Source organism: Bacillus sp. FJAT-27245 (assembly GCF_001273955.1).
In the GTDB taxonomy this organism is placed as follows: Bacteria; Bacillota; Bacilli; order Bacillales; family Cytobacillaceae; genus Bacillus_D.
Map to the genome: position 1 here is coordinate 3,587,593 of NZ_LIGI01000001.1, position 19,132 is coordinate 3,606,724.

Below are 19,132 nucleotides of genomic sequence, written 5' to 3' on the forward strand. Positions count from 1 at the left end.
TTGCGGTTGATTTGCGCTCCAGGCACACGCGCGGGGCGTCAGTGGAGCCTCCTCGGCGCTTCTAGCGCCTGTGGGGTCTCCACCTTGCCGCTGAATCCCGCAGGAGCCGGTGCCTTCCGCTCCAATCAACTTCACTCCAAATAAATTGTGTGAGAATTTCACATCAACTTTTAGAGGTTAGCGAATTACTGGGGAGAGGTAGAAGAACTAGGAAGAACCACTAAGGGTTGGTTCATCACTTCTTTCCACAAATTTAAAGGATATTCTACTAGTAAGGAGAGAGCTTCATGATAAAAGTTTTCCTGCTTTTACGTCTTGCCCATTTTTTATTATCTCCCAGTGAAATTGATTATGTTTTAGAGGTGGATGTGAATTATTGGGAAGATGGTGAGAAAAACCAGCAAGTTGACGTGCTTTTGCATAAAGAGGACATGATTGTTTTCGTGGACGCGGTTCATGATGCAAAGAAAATGAAAGACGATAAAATCATAAGTACGAAGCCTTCGTTAACAATTAATATCATGTCAAGAGAGGGCGATTACCAGGGGTATCACTTATGGATCACATCAAACGGAAAGGGCTATATGCAAAGCTTGGATTCTCCCGATGGTGGCACGTTTGAACTATCCCGAAGCTCTGTTAAGGAATTGACTGAGTTTATCGAGACGAAAGAGAATGTGGATGTTATTCCAAATGATGTGGAGTTTGAGGAGTAATTCCCATGCGATTCGACAAAAAGGTGCTTTCATTCTTTCAGGAAGAAAGCACCTTTCACTTTAAAAAAACATGTCATTTTATTTGCTTAGGGCATTAGGAAATATCAGCTTTACTGCTTCGCTATTTAGGCCATTTTTGCCTTTCCACCAACATACGGGATAGGACCAGTCATTTTTATTATTTGGCGTTTCCCTTTTGATAAGTGGAATAAATTCATTCATGAAACCTGGATAATCCTTTGTTGATAAGATTGAACAATACCCTAGTATTTGCAATAATACTTCCCTTTCTGCTTTATTCGATTTTATTATCTTGGCGAGTGCTTTTTCCAAATCTCTTGGTTTTCCATGTGCTGGTAGTTCATTTATAGCAGATAGGATTCTATCGAGGATTTCATAATCTTCTGAGGTAGGTACAAGTTTTTCTGTTTTAGAATATTGCAATAGATCAAATGCTATATAAATAGGCTGCAGGTGGCGCACTCCACCCCATTTAAACCGTTCAAAATTCAGTACATTTAAATCTTCTAATTCTTTGGTCTTACCATATGATCCGCAATACAAGCAAAAAACTTCCGAGCCGGCAAATGCGTGCTCTACTAAATGCCTACCTATTATGTATGATCCTAAAGCTGATCGTAAATCAAGTCGCCTTGTAGATAAACTTGCAATAAACTGATCACTAATATCTTTCAAATCTAGAGTATTCACCAATTCTACGATTTGATGGATGATTTCATCGTGCGAAACGAGGATTGGTTCGAACATGATCCCTGCTTCTTTGGCGTATTGTAATTCTTCTTTACTAAGGTGGTTATTTGTCCAGCCTTCCGATGTCCAAAACCGCTTAAAGAGTAATTTAACAGCTTTTTTATCCATATCTAAACCCCAATCGCATTTAGCTCCGGCTCCTAAAATACTTGACGCACTTCAATCTGGCCTTCCCCATATCCTTGCGGGTCCGGCATCCGCATTGCCCACTCGATAGCTTCTTCTCTGGACTTCACATCAATCAGGATGAACCCGGCAACCAAGTCATTCGATTCCGTAAACGGCCCTTCCGTAACAACTGGCTTTTCCCCTGGATTCGGAAACGAAATGCGCAATCCATTCGAACTTGGATGAAGCCCTTTAGCCATAACCCGCACGCCTGCCTCAACCAATTCCTCATTGTACTTCGTCATCGCTTCCATGAGCTCGGGGCTCGGGAGATTTCCCGCTTCCGAATTCCTCGAGGCTTTGACAATCAGCATAAACAGCATCAATATTCCTCCTTTTTAGAGGCAAATCCTCTAATTTAACTCTCTTTATAAATAAACCAATCAATACATTGATAAAAAATCAAATCGTTGTGTAAAAAAGATTTGCATGTTAGATGTACGATCGATCCCCTTTGGATTAATAAGGTAATTCAACAAATAGGTTCCGTAATCCTTCTTGGCCTAAAGATCCTTTCAACTAGAATCCTAATAATTTTTCCATAATAAATTCATTATATGGCAAGTTATGAAGTAATCGTTCGCCAACAATTCTATATCCTTTTTTCTCATACATTTTTGCCAAATATGGGTGAGTTTGAGCTACTGTTAACCTAACTTTTTCTTCGCCCATCTTTGCCAGCTCAGATTCCCCAAATTTCATTAAATGTGTAGCGATACCCATACCTTTATAAGTTGACTTGACTGCTAATCTACTTAACACGTAACACTGCCAATCTTCACTATATTTAAACCTTACAGTGGCTAGGATTTTGTTTGTATCTTTTTCTTTTGCTATTAGTAAGATAGTGTTGAGTATCCAGCCTTGGACTTCATCAATCTTCACCTTTGATGCACTTGCAGGAAGCCCCAAGTTTTCATTTTCAGAATATGCGTCACGATAAATATGTACTAATGTTTTGGCTTCATTGTATTCTGCTCTTCTTATAACGAGTTCCATATTAAACCTCCTTGTTTTAACCTGGATTCTATAGTTTTTCCTGATAGAATCACCCTGTCAACTGCTTTCCTGTTCTTTTTTGACAAAGAAAAATTACCCTTGGAGAGCTATATTCGCACAGAGAGTCTCCGCTGTAATCCCCAAATACTTGAATAGGCTCAAGGCCATTCCGTAACAACATGGATTTCAGCATTTGATAGGAGTAGAGCTTCACCCGTTCTTCGTAGTCACGCTGGGAATATGCATCTTTAACGCTGATCCGCTTTACAATGAATTCCCCTTCAACTTTCCGATACTGATTAATAATCATCTCTCCTTCTGAATGAGTAGAAAATGGAATAAGGTTACTTTCCAAAAAAGAAGGATTAAGGAAGTCAAATAGAAAATAACCATCTGTTTTCAATGCTTCATACACCTTCTTCAGAACTTTTTCATTTTCTTCGTCTTGGTCGAAGTAACCAAAGCTTGTAAAAAGGTTAACTACGATGTCAAACTCCTCTTTAAATGATATTTCTCTCATATCTGACTTTTGATAGATTATCGTTTCACTATCTAATGACTTTCTGGCTTCCTCTAATAAAACAGCAGATAGATCGATACCCGTCACCTTGTGGCCACTTTTTGCCATCCATCTACTGTGACGTCCAGATCCGCAACATAAATCAAGTACCTTCCCCTCTCTATTTAACGGGATATGTTTCCACAGACTCTCTAGCTCCAATTGTGCGTGTTGTTCGTTACGATGTTTATAGATTAATAAATAATCCTGCTGAAAATGATCTTCATACCAGCATCCCATTTATCTTTCCCCCACTTCTCTTTTTTATCTAAGGCAAAGCAGCGATCTTTTCATGATTTTCATACCGATATACTCTTTGTTATGACTTGGGAGAAGAATCACAGCACCTCGTTTTTTTCCCCTGTTATAACTTGACGGTTAGCCGTATACCATATTCATCTAAGAAATTGGTTGGTTCTCCTGCATTAAAATTCCAGTTTTTGAAGGAATTCACCAAAAAAGCCCTTAATCCTGCTTTATCATAGTAAATTCGTGTTAATCTCGGTTTTTTCCAGTTCATAAAAAAACAAAAAGCGCCTAATCCCTTTAGTATCAAGGTATTTAGGCACTTCTAATACTTTATATTTTCAGGTTAAATTCTATTATGCGAATAAATTAAACTCACTTAACCTGCCCTTTTCATCCTGCTATATAGCAAAAGACTGAGCCTCCAAATGTATTTACTCAGAATGGAGTAAGACCACGCTGAGGCATTGGTACTTTAAGGAATACAAACCGGATTGCTTCATATTCACATTTTCTCTCCAATAATGAACCATTTTAAACATCAGTTCATAAAATGATGGCCTTTCTGATTCTTTTGGTGATGGTCATCTTCTTCAACATACGCACCCGTTTGTTTAAGTACAATCCTTCACAATTTATTATTTTTAGGCATACTTCTCGAATTAGGAATGTGGATTTAAGGTAATTGTGGTTTTTACTGGTCTCTTAAATTGTTAACACCTTGATTTATATACTCGACCCACAAGTTCATTTCCTTTAATTCTGAAGCTATTAACAATAATTGATAAGAACCGAAAGCAAAGACTAAAAGAAATGTAAAGACAATTGCATAGTTTAGTTTCTCTCTCACACAAATAACCTCCTTAACTCCATTTTGTTGTACTAACCTGCACCGTTAGCACAATAAGCATTTCAACAAAAAGGTGCCTTAATCCTCCTAGGAACAAAGCACCTTTTTGTTGAAGATGATTTTAATTCGAATACTAAAAAACCTCAATCCAAACCGTATATTCATTGTTATCTATTTCGATTAAGTTAACATTTTCTTTAGATGTTGATTTTTCATTTGTATAACCTGCTTCGAATTTTTCAGTAGAGGAACTTTGGTTCAGTTTAATAGCAGAAGGCATACCAATGTTTGCGGCATCTGTTACCAACCACTTACCATCCTCTTTTTCAATATTTGCTACAAATATATCTTCATCATTGTCTAAAATTCCTTTATAAACACTAATAACTCTTCCTTCATGAATGTTGACCGTTTCATAAATTTCCTTTACTTCTGCATAATTTTCGTTTAAATGTAACCGTTCCAAAGCTTCTTTTGGAGTAGTTGATGAAATATCATCATTCCCCTGACAACCTACCAATAAAATTAGTGGAGAAATTAGAAAAAACAAAAAACGTAACATACCATAACCCCCTCCTTACATAAGCTACGTTGCAATTCGTTGCCAAGTTTCATTTTTGCCTAATTTAATCATTCAAGCTTTTTCAACGTTAGCACAAGAAGAAGATTTTACAAAAAGGTGCCGTAATCCTTCATGGATTAAAGCACCTTTTTGTTGAAATAGGAAGTATTAGAGATTAATTAATATCACCTATATAAACTGGAGCTTTTCCAGTTTCAAAATAAGATGTTAAATGATTTCTTAATGCTCGGGGATATAATTTATATTCTAATAACTCTTTAATTGGTAACCATTCCGTACCTATTTGCCCCTTGTCTGGACTGTTCCCATAAAAAGGTGTATCTTGATTAACATGACACATAAACATAAATTCTGTTTGATGTGCATGTGAATGGTACGCAGCTAACTCATGGTTTTTTCCGATATATTCTCGGACAAATAACAATTCACCAATTTCAACTTCTACACCTAATTCTTCTTTGCACTCTCTTTTTAAAGCCTCATGAAGATTTTCACCATGTTCTTGTCCACCACCAGGTAGAATATAGTACGTTCCACTATTTTCATGCATTTTTATGGCTAGTATCTTCCCTTTCTTAACGATAACTGCTTTGGCTGAATTTCTAATCCCCATTTTGTAGATAATCCCCTTTAAAATGTACTTTTGTGTTTAAAATATTCTCTTAAACTATTACCGAACAAAGTACCTTTTCGTTAAAGAAAGGAACTCCATTTTCATTAAAAAGAGTTTTCTTCTCCTTCTTCTTGACTAAACTCCACGTTAGATCAATACGGAATTCAGCAAAAGAAATCATACCATAATTTTACATAATTTAATAAAAGTTGTCTATGTTCCACTTAAACTATACTCCCTCAATAAGGAATGCTTCCCCGTATGTTCAATAAGGAATTCAACAAAAAAGGCGGTTAATCCTGCCTGGATTAACGCACCCGTAAGTTGAAGAACGTCGTACATTAGTTTTCCGTTTCTTTTTCGTTTCTCTCTTTGATATATCTTTCGTACGCATCTTTCACCTTGTCATTACTATTAGTTGGTACTACTTGTTTATGGACCTCATTAATTAAAATAAATGACCTGAAAATGACTCCGACAATAATTGCACATAAGATATAAATTCCAATAGGACCGAGGAATGCCAAGATACCTAAAAACCCAGCTAATAGAATGGATAACAATAACTTCACAAAAATCCCCCTTAATCTAACTACCTGTATTCCACTAAAAGCCCCGATTGTTGAACACAATTTAAGAAACACTCTTCAACTAAATGCCCCGTTTGTTCAATAAGGATTTCAACAAAAAAAGGAAGTCATTCCTTCCTTGATCATCGCACCCGCTAGTTCAATATAATCCCCATTTTTCTACTCTTCGTTGTCATCCCAATTGATCTATAAAATTCAATGGCAGATGTATTTTCCTCGGATACTCCCAATTCAATACTATCAACTTTGAGGCTTCTTCCAAATTCAAAAACGTATTTAGTTAGTTTTTTTCCGATACCTTTCTTTCTATTTTTTTAAAGACTAAATTAATTTAAAATCAAAATTATTTTCCTCTACATAAATTGTTTCCTTGGTACTTTTAATAATAATGTCAAAATTCTTACTGTATGGATGCATAAACACTTCGTACTGAATACGTCGCTCGTTGTGAGATTGTTTTAAATAATCGATATCTGTCCCTCTTTCCTTTATATCTCGACCGAATCGTCTTTCAAGCTCCGTATCATCATCTGTATAAAAATAGATTAGAATATCAAATAACTCAGGATTAGCAAAAGCAACACTCATTCCTTCTACTATGCACAATTCGTTTTGTGAGGAGAGTATTTCGCTTTTTAAATAATGTGTATTAATCGTGCGTAAATTCATATTTTCCTTTAGCATCAGTAAATCTCTTTCTAAGGAAGGTACATGATGTGCTGCGGGATGGCATGCTGTCATTTTAAAACGATGTAATGTTCCTTTATGTGTATAATCGATCATTGCGTATTTTCGTAATGAAGAACTTATTATGTAAGGGTCCGTATTAAGATAGTTTACTTCGCACTGTAACTCTTCCATTAACATATGTGCAAAAGTCGTCTTACCAGCAGCTCCATGACCAGAAATCCCAATAATCAGTTTCTTATCCGAATTATAAATCCAACGTATGATTTCTTGCATTATTGTGTTCATCGTTCACTCTCTTTTCTAAAAATTCTTTCGTGTTTAGTGAAAGAGCGTCTCTTCATATTACAGAAACTCCTCCTATCCATGTTCCACAAACCTCCCGTTCATTTAATTAGAAAATCAAGAAAAAAAGGGCGGAAATCCTTCCAAGATCATCGCACCTTTTTTACGTTCACCTTTTAGATTGACAAGTAATGACTTCTGAGTATTTTTTAAAAATTATAAATCACATAATATATCAAATACTTTACGGTTTATAGTGTGGAAGATTGGACTATTAAAGTTAAGTAAAACGGTAACACCAAGTTTTTTTTCTGGTATCATCGATATTGATGCACGTACTGCTAATTGACCACCTGCGTGTTCAACTAGCTTTAAGCCTTTATAGTTATCAGTAAAAAAAGCCAAACCATACCCTCTGACTTCGCTTTCCTTTTTCCAATCTCCTGTAACATAAGTAACTGGTGTCTGCATTGTTGTTTTGGATGTATTTTTTAATATCGAAGTTACTTCCATATGAGCAGACAAATATTTTGCTAAATCATTAGCAGTTGAATATATAAAGCCGATTGGAGCTGAAATAGGATTTTTAGGATAAGGCATTGGTTTCATTTCTTCACCTAAATAATATGAGGCAATATCATCATCAGCTTCCACACAGCTATGATCACAAGTAGTTCTAGTCATGCCTAGTGGTTGGAATATATTCTTTTGTAAATGAGATTCCCAACACTGACCACTAACTTTTTCAAAAAGGTCACAGACGATTACATATGCATCCGTACAATACTGCCATTCAGCTCCTGGAGGATATGATAATTCAACTTTAGAGAACCATTTTGTAATATCTTCACGACTTTTAATTTGATTAAGCTCTTTTTCAGTCAAACGGAAATAATCAAGAACATTTTGGTAACCAGTTGGATTACCTGAATGAATCTCTCTTAAATGTGGAGCTATCAAATTTGCAATACCCAAATCGGATGGAAACCCAGCCGTATGACTTAACACTTGACGTATAGTGATTTTATCACTTAACTTATTATCTTTAGTTTGAAAATAAGGTAAATAATCTACAAGACGATCATCCAAATCTATTAATCCACTTTCCTCCAATTGTAAAATACTTGTCGCCATGAAATTTTTTGAAACACTTTGAATACTCATTATTGTATTTGGGGTAATTTTTTTAAGAGGCTGTTTTCCTAATTGTGAATAACCGAATCCCTTAGCATATACAATTTCTTTCTCCAAAGTAATTGAAACACTGATTCCAACGGTATGTTGTTCTTCACAAAGTCCATTTATAAAATCAGTTATTTGGTCTAATTTACTGTCGGGATTTTTCATTATACACCTCTAATTAACTTTCCACTTATTAACTTATTTAAATTCTCTATTTTTATACAAACCCCTCTTTTATTAGATATTTTTCAAAGGAAAAGACATTACTTCTTAAAGTAAGCTGCCATTTAGCTCAATAAGGATTCAGCAAAAGGGTGCCTTAATCCTTATTTGAACTAAGCCCCCGTTAGCCGCTTTCAAATTGGTTTAATACTTAAACTCAATATCTTATTAATAAAATTTGTTTTACCCAATGTATATTCTGTTCGGTCCTTTGCACTTTTTGCTAAATCCTTTTTTAACCGAAGGCTTCTCTACCTTTAGATCTTCATACCAGCATCCCATTTATCTTTCCCCCACTTCTCTTTTTTATCTAAGGCTAAGCAGCGATCTTTTCATGATTTTCATACCGATATACTCTTTGTTATGACTTGGGAGAAGAATCACAGCACCTCGTTTTTTTTCCCCCGGTTATAACTTGACGGTTATCGGTAAACCATATCCATCAAAGCAGCCGTCTGGTATCCCTGTATCAAATTTCCATTATTCGAAGGAATTCAACAAAAAAGGCTGTTAATCCTGCCTTTATCAACGCGAATTCGTGTTAATCTCGGTTTTTTCCAGTTCATAAAAAAACAAAAAGCGCCTAATCCCTTTATTATCAAGGTATTTGACACTTCTTATACTTTATATTTTCAGGTTATACGAATAAATTAAATTCTCTTAACCTGCCCTATTCATCCTGTTATATAGAACTTAATTATTTCCTTGGGACTTGGTCTTAGTTATCGACCAAAAGATCGTAACCTGTAAAAGAATAAACCTGTGCAGAGTCAATTCTACACAGGCACATTCATAAGTACTCACTTTGTTAAGGTTCGCTATTGAGTCCTCTCTTCCCATAATAAACAATAGCCTATTGCTGTGCTAGGTTTGTTGCTGTCTGTGATGCAGTTAAATCGACCTGCAGCTGCTCACTTAGATTATGTGGATGATAGTATCCTTTTGACATCATATAGCTGGTTATATTTTCATGAGTTTGAATAGCAGCCTGTAACTGTTCCCTCAATACTGTTCTTAATTCCGGGGTAGCTGCTTCTGTTATTGCAATTGTGTAATTCCTTATTCCTGCTTTAGCAGACATTAAGAAATCAGTTGCGATAACCTGATCCGTCATACCGCCCATCCCTACCATGTTTTGGATAAATTGATTCATTGGTTGGCCTCCCGATTTGTTAAGATTTGCTGCAATTGCTGAATATGCTGTTGTCCTGCCGAAACATCATTTGAAAGAATTGTTTTTAATTCTTCATCCTGTGCCAAAGGACCCATCGTTGTTGATTTGGTTAAACATAGGTTTTTAAAGGTTAACAATTCGTGTACTTCCAGAGTCTCATGCAATCCTAGATATTTGACCATCATATTCACTCCTTTTGTGTTTTTGTACCTTCTTATTTATTTGGATGACCTTAATGGAATATTCATGTCAAAAAATAAAGTCGCCCATTGATTGTGTATAAAAAGAAATCCTCATTGGGAAAATACTTTAGACTAAAAAGTAGAGGTGAAGAGTTGATGGACCAGCAAAAGTTGGCACTACACGAAACTTTGGAGACACATGAAATCATCAATCTGAAAACTGTTTGTTTGCTGAGGTCTAAATTAATGCAAGGGATTTGCTTTAATAATGAGTTAAAACAGTTAATGCAGAAAGATGTTCAACAATCAACAGAAGCGATAAATGAGCTACTGCCTTTTTATAAACAGAGTGAAATTCTTCATTAATCAGGAGGTGGAATCATGAAAGACTATCTAGACCCGAGAAACGCGGAAGGCATGCCGAATCTGGCCGATTCAGCATTTGCAATGGACTTCTTGCTTTCTGTAAAAAATGGTATTCGTAATTATGGCTTTGCCATTGCAGAAGTTGCGAATCCGGAACTTAAAAGAGTATTAACTAAACAATTGATGCAAGCAATTGATTTACACGGAGAAATTTCCGACTTAATGATGGAGAGAAAATGGCTTCACCCCTATGATTTTAAGGAGCAGTATCCAGTTGATTTAAAAGGAGCAGAGACAGCCGTTCAAATTGGCCAAATGACTCTCTTCCATAATGACACCGACCGGGGCGGAATGTTCGCTACTCCAAATGAATAAAAGGAGAGAAATACTTAGATGAAAGCTGTTACCTATCAAGGGATTAAAAATGTAGAAGTAAGAGAAGTGAAAGATCCAACAATTAAGAATTCCGATGATATTATAGTTAAAATAACAAGTTCCGCAATTTGTGGTTCGGACCTTCACTTAATTCATGGTATGATTCCCAGCATGCCTACTGACTTTGTCATTGGGCATGAGCCGATGGGGATTGTTGAGGAAGTAGGGCCAGATGTAAGGAATTTAAAAAAAGGTGACCGGGTCATTATCCCTTTCAACGTGAGTTGCGGCTCGTGCTGGTATTGTCAGCATGATCTAACCAGCCAATGTGATAATTCCAACCCCCATGGTGACATGGGTGGATTCTTCGGCTACTCTGAACTTACTGGCGGTTATGCAGGCGGGCAAGCTGAGTATATGCGCGTCCCTTACGGAAACTTTACGCCTTTTAAAATTCCCGAAGCTTGCGAAATTGAAGATGAAAAGCTTTGTTTACTTGCCGATGCAGCTTCAACCGCCTACTGGTCGGTAGACCATGCCGGCGTCAAAGAGGGAGATACAGTCATAGTGCTTGGTTGCGGCCCGGTTGGACTGCTTGCCCAAAAATTTGCCTGGTACAAAGGAGCAAAAAGGGTTATTGCTGTAGATTACATTAACTACCGGCTGCAGCATGCCAAGAAACACAACAAGGTTGAGATTGTGAATTTTGAACAGCATGAAAACACCGGTCAGTACCTAAAGGAAATTACAAAGGGCGGAGCAGATATAGTCATAGATGCTGTCGGCATGGATGGAAAGTGGACCGAAATGGAATTTCTTGCAAGTGGACTAAAGCTTCAGGGCGGAGCGATGGGGGCGATTGTAATTGCCAGCCAGGCAGTTAGAAAAGGCGGTACCATCCAAATAACAGGCGTTTATGGAGGAAGATACAATGCTTTTCCGCTTGGAGACTTCTTCCAGAGAAATATCGATTTAAAAATGGGACAGGCACCAGTAATTCCGTATATGCCTTTCCTATATGACCTGTTCAATTCCGGAAAAGTAGATCCTAGCGATGTTATTACACACGTTCTCCCCCTCGATCAGGCTAAGCATGGATATGAGGTTTTCGACACAAAAACAGAAGATTGCATTAAAGTTATATTAAAACCTTAAAAAACAGACAGCCCAGTGAGTTTAAGACTGGGTTTTGTTGTATCACTGGAAAAGTACTGATCTCTCCCCGTTTTTTATCCTCTTCAGCGATTGGATTGTCATGAAAAGAAATGGCTAGCAGTGGCTGATTAACATCTAAAAGGCCTACTGCTGTGAAGGAAGTAACCCATTATTATTAAAAGGCAGGAGCAGGTAATTCGCCGATTTTCAAACGAAGTAAACTATAAGGTTTTTCTCGTAAATCTCTTCCATAATGAAATCTGGCTTGCCGATGTAATTGGTTTACAATGACATATAAGTATCCATCAGGGCCAATTGAAAAAGTATCCGGCCAAAGTATTCTTGGATCATGTGCAATGGTTTCCATGGCTCCATTCGGTAAGATCTTTCGAATACTGTTATTTTCATAATCCCCAGCATAAACGGTTCCTTTTGCATCGGTGATCATTCCATCAGATGCACCTTTCTCTCCCCGATACTTCACATGATAAATTAAATCTGCATCCGGTATGGACCGGTCTCTTAGGACTTCTGTTGAAATCGAAAACAGATGACGACTTGTGAGTGGGCAAAAAAATAATACCTTTCCATCGGGAGAAATTGCAATTCCGTCGGACGCCAGCCTAAATGGGGAGGTTGAGCCATCTTTGTTTCGATTCATCAAAATTTCGCCTTCTACTTTCGGCAAAAAAAAGGGATCGGGTGAAGTTGGATTTGCCCCATTTAACCGTCTAAATGCGTTTCCAGTTTCTAAATCAACCACGATAATAGCTCCTGGTCCCCTAGATGAGGAATCGGTAATATATGCATATCCGGCTCTACCAACACGAAAATCAAATCGGACATCATTCAGGTAAGTTGTTGGCAGGACAACATCTTCTGTAAATGAATACACTCTTCTAATTGTATTGGTTTTTAAATCAACAGCGACTAATTTTGCTCCGCCTTTAATAGGTTCAGAGAAATTGGGTGCGGATGTATCTAATACCCAAAGCGTTCCCCTTCCATCAGTAACTACACTTTGGACACTGATGAAAGTCATTTTGATATTCTCGGGGTTAAACAAATTGGTTTGTAAATTAGGATAAGGCTGCAATTTATCATCAACAATTTCCGCCACAGTAAATTTTACTTCGTCTCCCCATTTCGGAAAACAAATAAAAATACGCCCTGTTTCTGAAACACTAACACCAGTGGGCATTGCCCCAAAAAATGTATAAACAAGTTCTAGCTTACCGAAATATTTTTCAATAGGTAGCATAGGTTTCATGATATCCTCCTCAACCATTTAAACCGGATATCACCTATATATGATTTTTATTTTTTCTAGTGCATGTTTCTTAATAAGTTTTTCTATACAAAAAGATGATGGCATGATTGTTTACGAAATTTATAAAGTCTGTCAGGTGAAATGAATCTCTGTTATGCTTTAAAGGAAATGACAAGTTGAAGAGTTTCAGGTATTACATCTGGATTCCCAGCTTCACATTAAAGTTATATATAAATACCTCTTCCTTTATTTGCTTCTGCTCAGTAATTGATTCTGAATTTCCAGTTGAACCATCTTGAATAATTATTTTATCTGCATTTTCAACTTTTTCATCCTTATAAAATTCCTAATGTCCCGCGCAGCCTGGAGTTATACGCAGGCACTTGATAAAGGCTGGGACTGGAATGGGGATGCCGCATTATATTGGAATACAGCCTGTATGTTTTATTTGACCGGCGAAAAGGAACAGGCGAAACATTATTACAAAAAGGCTAAAGAAAAGGGATGGAGAGACATCCATCAACCACATTATCATGAATATGTGTACAGAGAAGGGGATAGCGAACAAATCGCTCGCATCCTTTCAGAATCGCTTTAGGAACTAGCATTGTGTTCCACAGGCAGGTGTTCCAGGTGTTCCACAGGGACGGTTCTTTTGGTACATAAAAAAGCCACGAGAACCGTCCCCGTGGCCTGTCCGTGTTCTAATTAAGGATTATAAGCCCCCCTTACTAATCCAATTAGATACCATTCATTATCTATTTCCTCATAAACAAATCTTATCGCTTGATAATTATACCAGTCCAGGGACTCCCTATCAGGTTCATCTAAATACTCAACATAGATTGCGTTTGGATAAATATCATGAATCGTATTAACCATTGTTCCCACATTAGAGTCATTATACGTAATTTCATCATACTCATAGACATAGTTATTGCGTTTTTTGAGTAGGTTTTCCACAAAATCATTTGGTGTAGCTTTAAATTCAGCCTCACTTTGATCCCAAGACCAACTATATATTTTTTGATCCTCTGCAAACCTTCGAACTTCTTCTTTACTAAAATGTAAATCATCACTGTCTCCAACATTAGAATATGGAGAATATACAAGTCCTCGTTCTATATTAATATTGTTCGCTAATTCCTCCCATTGCTTCGTCATTAACTGATTAAATACAACTTCTGACTTTTCTAATAATAATTTTTTAGTGTTCTCTTCTATGTCCCTATAATCATCTGCTTCATAAGTCGTGCACGTTTGTTGAATCCATCCAAAAAATTCTGCACAGCTGCCGTCAAAACGGTACTCTATCGTTTTAACCTCTGCAAACTGAGAAACTGTTTTGTTTAACGTTTCCATCATTGCAAAGGAAGAAGCTGATGCACTTCCATTTGGAATAATCTTTGAGAAATCAGCGAAATCTACTATTAGATGACCAGAATCCTGTAATTCGATACTTTGTAATGAATCAGCAGTTTCTTCATTAAATATGGATATGAATCCTTCTTTAAGTTCTTCCTTCGACGGACCACGTATTAAGTGCTTAACTGCATATTCAATACGGCTTTCCACTTTTTCACCACTTTTAACTTCCCGTAAAACTGATTTTGGTTGGTCTTCAACTCCCTGACATTCGAAATAAACCAATATTGAGTTAGCAGAGAGTTCAACATTGCTATCCATACAGGCATTACTTTTTTCAACCACTATAGAATTATCTTTATCTCCTAAAGATGGCTTCTGATCTCCCGGTTGATTAATAGAGAAATTCACAAGGTCATTTAGGAACCAGCCAGCGACTAATAGTACGAGCATTGTAGCAATTCCATTTATTGGACGTCTAAGGATGGCTCCAATGTTCTTTCGTTTCCTCACTTCATTAACTTTGGAAAGTACTTTTTGATAGGATTCAGAGGATTCTTGTTCTGTTAAACTTATATTATTTAACATTTTCAATTGATTTTCAAAATCTGAATGTTTCACTTAAGTATCCCTCCTTTTCCATTTCCTTTTGAAGTGCCATAAGCCCTCGATGCAAATTAGTTTTTATCCGACTTTCCTTCCACCCCAAAATAGTTGCTGTCTCCTTGGTAGAAAACTCTCTAATTTTACGTAAGATAATAACATCCCTGTATCCTTTTTTTATGCGTGAAAGTGCAAGATAAAGCTGTTCCAGATTATCGCCATACACTATCACTTCTTCCGGAGTCGGTTCATTCGATTTGACATGTAAAAAGAAGTCAAGAAAATAAGTAGCAGGCCTATTTCGCCTCAAGTAATCAATTGTTTCATTCCGAGCTATTCGATATAACCATGTTTTAAGGCTAGCATCCCCCCGAAAATTTCCTATATTTATAAATGCTTTGACGTAGGTTTCTTGCATTAAATCCTTAGCTTGTTGACGGTCACCGATCATTAGGAATATATAACGAAAAATTTCATTATGGTATTGTTCATACAACATTTGAATTTGCAGTTCTATATGTCGATTCATGTTACCCCCCCTTTCATGTTAAGAGTATAGACGGAATTATTATTTATCGGTTTCAAAAATATAAAGTAATATCATTTATTCCCCAGCGTGTTCCCAATTGAATAAAAATTATTCATTAAAAAAATAGGAATAGTCATCAAAGTGACTGTTCCTATTGGTTATAATTTATTGTATTGAAGTCATTGTCCCTTGTTCCTACCCTAGGTGTTCTTATATTACGTTATTAATTCTAACTCACCCCTTTAGCCGTCCAGTTTGTTCTATGGAATCCATTTTCTGATTTGAAAAAAGCGCTCTTTAGTTTAACACCCATCATTCATTTTTATAATAGTCTTCTTCAGTCATTTTCTCCAAACTTCCATTTTTTCGTTTTACGATAATAACCTTACTGTCTTCGTTGGAAGAGTATACCTCTTCGCCTACTTCTAAAAAGTTGGAAGTTAAATTCTCTTTTGGTATAAGGTCTTCTCCTGCCCTTTTTTGTACATCACCAATTTTTTCGCCAAGGGTAAATTCATTATCTTTAATATCCCCATGCCAGTAATATTCCTTTTTATTAACCATTAAAATACCTGCATATGAGCCATTTGATGAAGAACTGTTACATCCACCGAATATAGTCAAAACTGACAGCAGTGTAATGGCATAAAAAATTCTTTTTCTATACATAAAAATGCCCCTTTTTTAATAGACGACAAGTTGATTAGTTGTTTCACTTTTTCCGCGGCTGCCCGCGTGTTGATTTCTGGTCAATCAGTTCGGCTTTGAATGTATTCCACTCATTAACGGCACAAAAAGTCCTACTTATAAAAACTAGCAATTACCATTGCTGCTGGGTAAATTAGAACTTGTCCAATTAGAGTTCCCAAAAGCTTGGTTCCAATTAATAAAGTCACCAGGGCTTTCACATCTTCATTTGGTCGTTTATTTCTAAATGCCTGGTCAGTAATAATAGCTGATTGAGGATCCACTAATAGAGTTAACAAAATTGTTGCAATCCCGTTAATCATTCCAGAAGAGGCTGATGCGGATAAGCGAAATTCTTCTTCTACAAAGAATGCAGCATAATAGGCTGAAACAACTCCTACTGTATAAATCGCTGTAATCATTGTGTTGAGAATTAATAACCTCTTTGGTATTTCTCTAAATCTCAACCTGTGAATCATTTTTCTTTGCGGTTTTTTTGTATTTTTAACCATACGTTTTATGTTCGCAATACTTAACGCTTCCAATACAATTGAGGGAACTGACCCTCTCACTTCAAGTCTATCAACTGCTTTTGGGAATAATTTCAGAAAGGTGGGGATTAATATAACTCCCATAAGTGTACCAATTGTTGCTGATAATATTACAAGTCTAATTTCATTTATTGGATCTGTTTGATTGGCAATGCTTAATCCTATAAGTGCACCTATTAATGGAGCTTGAAACATATTGGCTGTCCTGGAAACTAAAACATATATATTAAATAAAGACATAGAAAGTGCAAATTTACCACTCTTAACGGAACTTATTCGAACAGAGTAGGACAGCGTATCAATTAAATGAATGACTAATGTCAGGCACATCAGACTAAGGAGCATTAGAATCACCTCAATTTATCAGAACACACTTCTTGTTTTGGTAACTTTCACCACATAAGGGGATTCAAAAAAAAAAGGAGGCGAATCCTTCCTGAATCAGTCCACCCGTTTGTGATAGTTAAAAAGGAATTTCCCCTTTAAAAAATGGGACAAAAACTCCTACAATTGAAGCTAAAACGATTAACCAAAAAGTTTTTGAGGTTAACCTATCCTTCAGTAATTGATTTTCTTTTGAGACAAAAAAGAAGAGTCCAATCGAATATAAACCAAAAAGAATAAATGATAAACCGAACCATACAACCCAAACATTCCCTATAAAGCTAATTCCAGCACTTTCATATACATTTTTAAGCACATTGTTCGTTACTAAAAAACCAACAACTAAAAATAAAATGATTTCACTAATAGTAATTAAATATATTTTCCATATGGCCATCTCTCTCCTCCAAAAAAAGTTAATTCCATTCTTTCATGGTAGTGTAAGAAAAAAGCTTTCAAATGACAGCAAACTCTACTCTTTATCAACTTTTCCTGTAGTTAAATCATCGAAAGGAGTGTAGTTGTTACTCGGTAATTTTCTATTTCTGATCATCTTAAAAATTACAGTTCCGACCACTAATACTACAATTGCAATAAATAGATAGGCCATCGAAACACACCTCCATTTTCCATTATTATACACTCAAATCAGTCTGGTCAGGATAATTATTTATTGTAATGCCTAATCGTAAAATAACTTCGAGCCGCTTGAATTTTCTAATTAATATAAAAGTAATTAATTCACGAACATTTAGATTCGTTGACAATAAAACATTCGCATATTAAACTGATAATTGTGTTTTAACATCTAAAACTCAAGGGAAAGTAACTTGTTTTATTTCTTTACGACTTCAAAGGGGGAGTATAGGGAATGGATACTGTTTTTGATTATGAGGATATTCAGCTTATTCCGGCGAAATCTATTGTAAAAAGCCGTTCTGAATGTGATACATCTGTAGTTTTTGGCGGTCGTACGTTTAGGCTGCCAGTCGTACCGGCAAATATGCAAACCATTATTGATGAGAGCCTGGCAATCAAATTGGCAGAGAACAACTATTTTTATATCATGCATCGATTTCAGCCGGAGAAGAGAATTGATTTTGTAAAAGATATGAGATCCCGCGGATTATATGCTTCCATTAGCGTCGGGGTAAAAGAAGAAGAATATCGGTTCGTTGAGCAATTGGCAGAGGAACAATTAATTCCTGAGTACATTACAATCGATATTGCCCACGGCCATTCCGATTCGGTCATAAGTATGATCAAGCATATTAAAAAGCATCTTCCTGAAAGCTTCGTGATTGCTGGCAATGTTGGAACTCCTGAAGCCGTTCGTGAACTGGAAAATGCGGGTGCGGATGCGACAAAGGTTGGTATTGGACCTGGGAAAGTCTGCATTACGAAAATTAAAACAGGTTTCGGAACAGGCGGCTGGCAGCTGGCTGCGGTAAGATGGTGCGCAAAAGCCGCAAGCAAGCCTATCATTGCTGACGGCGGAATCCGTACAAACGGCGATATTGCGAAATCGGTCCGTTTCGGAGCGTCAATGGTCATGATTGGTTCACTTTTTGCCGGCCATGAAGAATCACCTGGAGAAACGGTTGAAATTCACGGAAAGCTTTACAAAGAATATTTCGGCTCGGCTTCCGAATTTCAAAAAGGGGAAAGAAAGAACGTCGAAGGCAAGAAAATGCATGTTGAGTATCGAGGCCCAATCAAGGACACTCTCATCGAAATGGAGCAGGACCTTCAATCCTCGATTTCGTATGCTGGAGGCAACAAGCTATCCGCCATCCGGAACGTCGACTATGCGATTGTTAAGAATTCGATCTTTAACGGTGATAGAGTCTATTAAGGAAAATGGAAAGCAGTGGATCCGATTAGAGTCCACTGCTTTTCTTACCATCACGACAAATAGTAATCTAGAATCACATCGTTTGCGCCCCTCGGGTGATAAACTGCCTTCAATACAAGGGTTTGAAGGTATCACTCCCTCTTCCCCATGTCCACACCAACTTAA

The 19,132-nt window shown here is 36.8% G+C and carries 25 protein-coding genes; 6 read left to right on the top strand and 19 right to left on the bottom strand.

The window, feature by feature from the left end; translation table 11 throughout:
- The first annotated feature begins 287 nt into the window (after positions 1-287).
- The gene (locus tag ADU24_RS17610) at positions 288-716 is read left to right on the top strand and encodes a hypothetical protein (RefSeq protein ID WP_053367850.1); all 429 of its coding nucleotides are present in this window, start codon (positions 288-290) and stop codon (positions 714-716) included.
- 78 nt (positions 717-794) lie between these two features.
- Here the strand turns inward: ADU24_RS17610 and ADU24_RS17615 are convergent, their stop codons facing one another.
- The 12 genes from ADU24_RS17615 to ADU24_RS17665 all read right to left on the bottom strand — a co-directional run bounded on the left by ADU24_RS17615 (position 795) and on the right by ADU24_RS17665 (position 9,827).
- A complete protein-coding gene (locus ADU24_RS17615; RefSeq protein ID WP_053367851.1) occupies positions 795-1,595 on the bottom strand; it encodes a hypothetical protein in 801 nt (266 codons plus the stop codon).
- A gap of 32 nt (positions 1,596-1,627) precedes the next feature.
- Positions 1,628-1,978 carry a YciI family protein gene (locus tag ADU24_RS17620; RefSeq protein ID WP_053367852.1) on the bottom strand — a complete coding sequence of 117 codons (351 nt, stop codon included), beginning with the start codon at positions 1,976-1,978 and terminating at the stop codon, positions 1,628-1,630.
- Between the two features lie 196 nt (positions 1,979-2,174).
- Positions 2,175-2,654 (bottom strand): GNAT family N-acetyltransferase, encoded by a 480-nt coding sequence (locus ADU24_RS17625; protein WP_053367853.1) that lies wholly within the window; start codon positions 2,652-2,654, stop codon positions 2,175-2,177.
- 49 nt (positions 2,655-2,703) lie between these two features.
- Entirely contained in the window at positions 2,704-3,453 is a 750-nt protein-coding gene (locus ADU24_RS17630; protein ID WP_053367854.1) for a class I SAM-dependent methyltransferase, read from the bottom strand.
- 989 nt (positions 3,454-4,442) lie between these two features.
- Positions 4,443-4,871, bottom strand: coding sequence for a hypothetical protein (locus ADU24_RS17635; protein ID WP_053367855.1), 429 nt, complete (start codon positions 4,869-4,871; stop codon positions 4,443-4,445).
- A gap of 175 nt (positions 4,872-5,046) precedes the next feature.
- Positions 5,047-5,505 (bottom strand): NUDIX domain-containing protein, encoded by a 459-nt coding sequence (locus ADU24_RS17640; RefSeq protein ID WP_053367856.1) that lies wholly within the window; start codon positions 5,503-5,505, stop codon positions 5,047-5,049.
- Positions 5,506-5,846: 341 nt separating this feature from the next.
- Positions 5,847-6,077: a hypothetical protein gene (locus tag ADU24_RS17645; RefSeq protein WP_053367857.1), complete on the bottom strand. Its 231-nt coding sequence runs from the start codon at positions 6,075-6,077 to the stop codon at positions 5,847-5,849.
- A gap of 152 nt (positions 6,078-6,229) precedes the next feature.
- A complete protein-coding gene (locus ADU24_RS22710; RefSeq protein ID WP_082306968.1) occupies positions 6,230-6,391 on the bottom strand; it encodes a GNAT family N-acetyltransferase in 162 nt (53 codons plus the stop codon).
- 25 nt (positions 6,392-6,416) lie between these two features.
- The gene (locus ADU24_RS17650; protein WP_053367858.1) at positions 6,417-7,070 is read right to left on the bottom strand and encodes a uridine kinase family protein; all 654 of its coding nucleotides are present in this window, start codon (positions 7,068-7,070) and stop codon (positions 6,417-6,419) included.
- Between the two features lie 213 nt (positions 7,071-7,283).
- Positions 7,284-8,414 (bottom strand): serine hydrolase domain-containing protein, encoded by a 1,131-nt coding sequence (locus ADU24_RS17655; RefSeq protein WP_053367859.1) that lies wholly within the window; start codon positions 8,412-8,414, stop codon positions 7,284-7,286.
- Between the two features lie 910 nt (positions 8,415-9,324).
- A complete protein-coding gene (locus ADU24_RS17660; protein ID WP_053367860.1) occupies positions 9,325-9,624 on the bottom strand; it encodes a spore coat protein in 300 nt (99 codons plus the stop codon).
- The gene (locus ADU24_RS17665; RefSeq protein WP_053367861.1) at positions 9,621-9,827 is read right to left on the bottom strand and encodes a hypothetical protein; all 207 of its coding nucleotides are present in this window, start codon (positions 9,825-9,827) and stop codon (positions 9,621-9,623) included. Before ADU24_RS17665 ends, ADU24_RS17660 begins: the two co-directional genes overlap by 4 nt.
- Positions 9,828-9,983: 156 nt before the next feature.
- On the opposite strand from ADU24_RS17665, the gene ADU24_RS17670 reads away from it, so the two are divergent.
- Genes ADU24_RS17670 through ADU24_RS17680 form a run of 3 tightly spaced genes read left to right on the top strand, consistent with a single transcriptional unit; the run spans position 9,984 to position 11,723 of the window.
- Positions 9,984-10,193 carry a hypothetical protein gene (locus ADU24_RS17670; protein WP_053367862.1) on the top strand — a complete coding sequence of 70 codons (210 nt, stop codon included), beginning with the start codon at positions 9,984-9,986 and terminating at the stop codon, positions 10,191-10,193.
- A gap of 15 nt (positions 10,194-10,208) precedes the next feature.
- Positions 10,209-10,568, top strand: a complete 360-nt coding sequence (locus ADU24_RS17675; RefSeq protein WP_053367863.1) for a spore coat protein — start codon at positions 10,209-10,211, stop codon at positions 10,566-10,568.
- An 18-nt stretch (positions 10,569-10,586) separates the two neighbouring features.
- Entirely contained in the window at positions 10,587-11,723 is a 1,137-nt protein-coding gene (locus ADU24_RS17680; protein WP_053367864.1) for a zinc-dependent alcohol dehydrogenase, read from the top strand.
- A 175-nt stretch (positions 11,724-11,898) separates the two neighbouring features.
- Here the strand turns inward: ADU24_RS17680 and ADU24_RS17685 are convergent, their stop codons facing one another.
- Positions 11,899-12,993: an L-dopachrome tautomerase-related protein gene (locus ADU24_RS17685; protein ID WP_053367865.1), complete on the bottom strand. Its 1,095-nt coding sequence runs from the start codon at positions 12,991-12,993 to the stop codon at positions 11,899-11,901.
- 295 nt (positions 12,994-13,288) lie between these two features.
- Here ADU24_RS17685 and ADU24_RS23555 point away from each other — a divergent pair, with 295 nt between their 5' ends.
- A complete protein-coding gene (locus tag ADU24_RS23555; RefSeq protein WP_053367866.1) occupies positions 13,289-13,591 on the top strand; it encodes a hypothetical protein in 303 nt (100 codons plus the stop codon).
- A 110-nt stretch (positions 13,592-13,701) separates the two neighbouring features.
- Here ADU24_RS23555 and ADU24_RS17695 read toward each other — a convergent pair whose 3' ends face one another.
- The 6 genes from ADU24_RS17695 to ADU24_RS23135 form a co-directional block, all read right to left on the bottom strand.
- Complete coding sequence (locus ADU24_RS17695) at positions 13,702-14,979, bottom strand: GerMN domain-containing protein (RefSeq protein ID WP_053367867.1); 1,278 nt, start codon at positions 14,977-14,979, stop codon at positions 13,702-13,704.
- Positions 14,960-15,490 (bottom strand): RNA polymerase sigma factor, encoded by a 531-nt coding sequence (locus ADU24_RS17700; protein ID WP_231689634.1) that lies wholly within the window; start codon positions 15,488-15,490, stop codon positions 14,960-14,962. Before ADU24_RS17700 ends, ADU24_RS17695 begins: the two co-directional genes overlap by 20 nt.
- Positions 15,491-15,802: 312 nt before the next feature.
- On the bottom strand, positions 15,803-16,159 hold the full coding sequence (locus ADU24_RS17705) for a hypothetical protein (protein WP_053367868.1): 357 nt from the start codon (positions 16,157-16,159) through the stop codon (positions 15,803-15,805).
- A gap of 131 nt (positions 16,160-16,290) precedes the next feature.
- Positions 16,291-17,073, bottom strand: a complete 783-nt coding sequence (locus tag ADU24_RS17710; protein ID WP_053367869.1) for a lipid II flippase Amj family protein — start codon at positions 17,071-17,073, stop codon at positions 16,291-16,293.
- Positions 17,074-17,191: 118 nt separating this feature from the next.
- On the bottom strand, positions 17,192-17,509 hold the full coding sequence (locus ADU24_RS17715; protein WP_053367870.1) for a hypothetical protein: 318 nt from the start codon (positions 17,507-17,509) through the stop codon (positions 17,192-17,194).
- 75 nt (positions 17,510-17,584) lie between these two features.
- Positions 17,585-17,722, bottom strand: coding sequence for a FeoB-associated Cys-rich membrane protein (locus tag ADU24_RS23135; RefSeq protein ID WP_156324621.1), 138 nt, complete (start codon positions 17,720-17,722; stop codon positions 17,585-17,587).
- Positions 17,723-17,983: 261 nt separating this feature from the next.
- Here ADU24_RS23135 and guaC point away from each other — a divergent pair, with 261 nt between their 5' ends.
- Positions 17,984-18,967 carry a GMP reductase gene (guaC, locus tag ADU24_RS17720; protein WP_053367871.1) on the top strand — a complete coding sequence of 328 codons (984 nt, stop codon included), beginning with the start codon at positions 17,984-17,986 and terminating at the stop codon, positions 18,965-18,967.
- Positions 18,968-19,132: the final 165 nt, after the last annotated feature.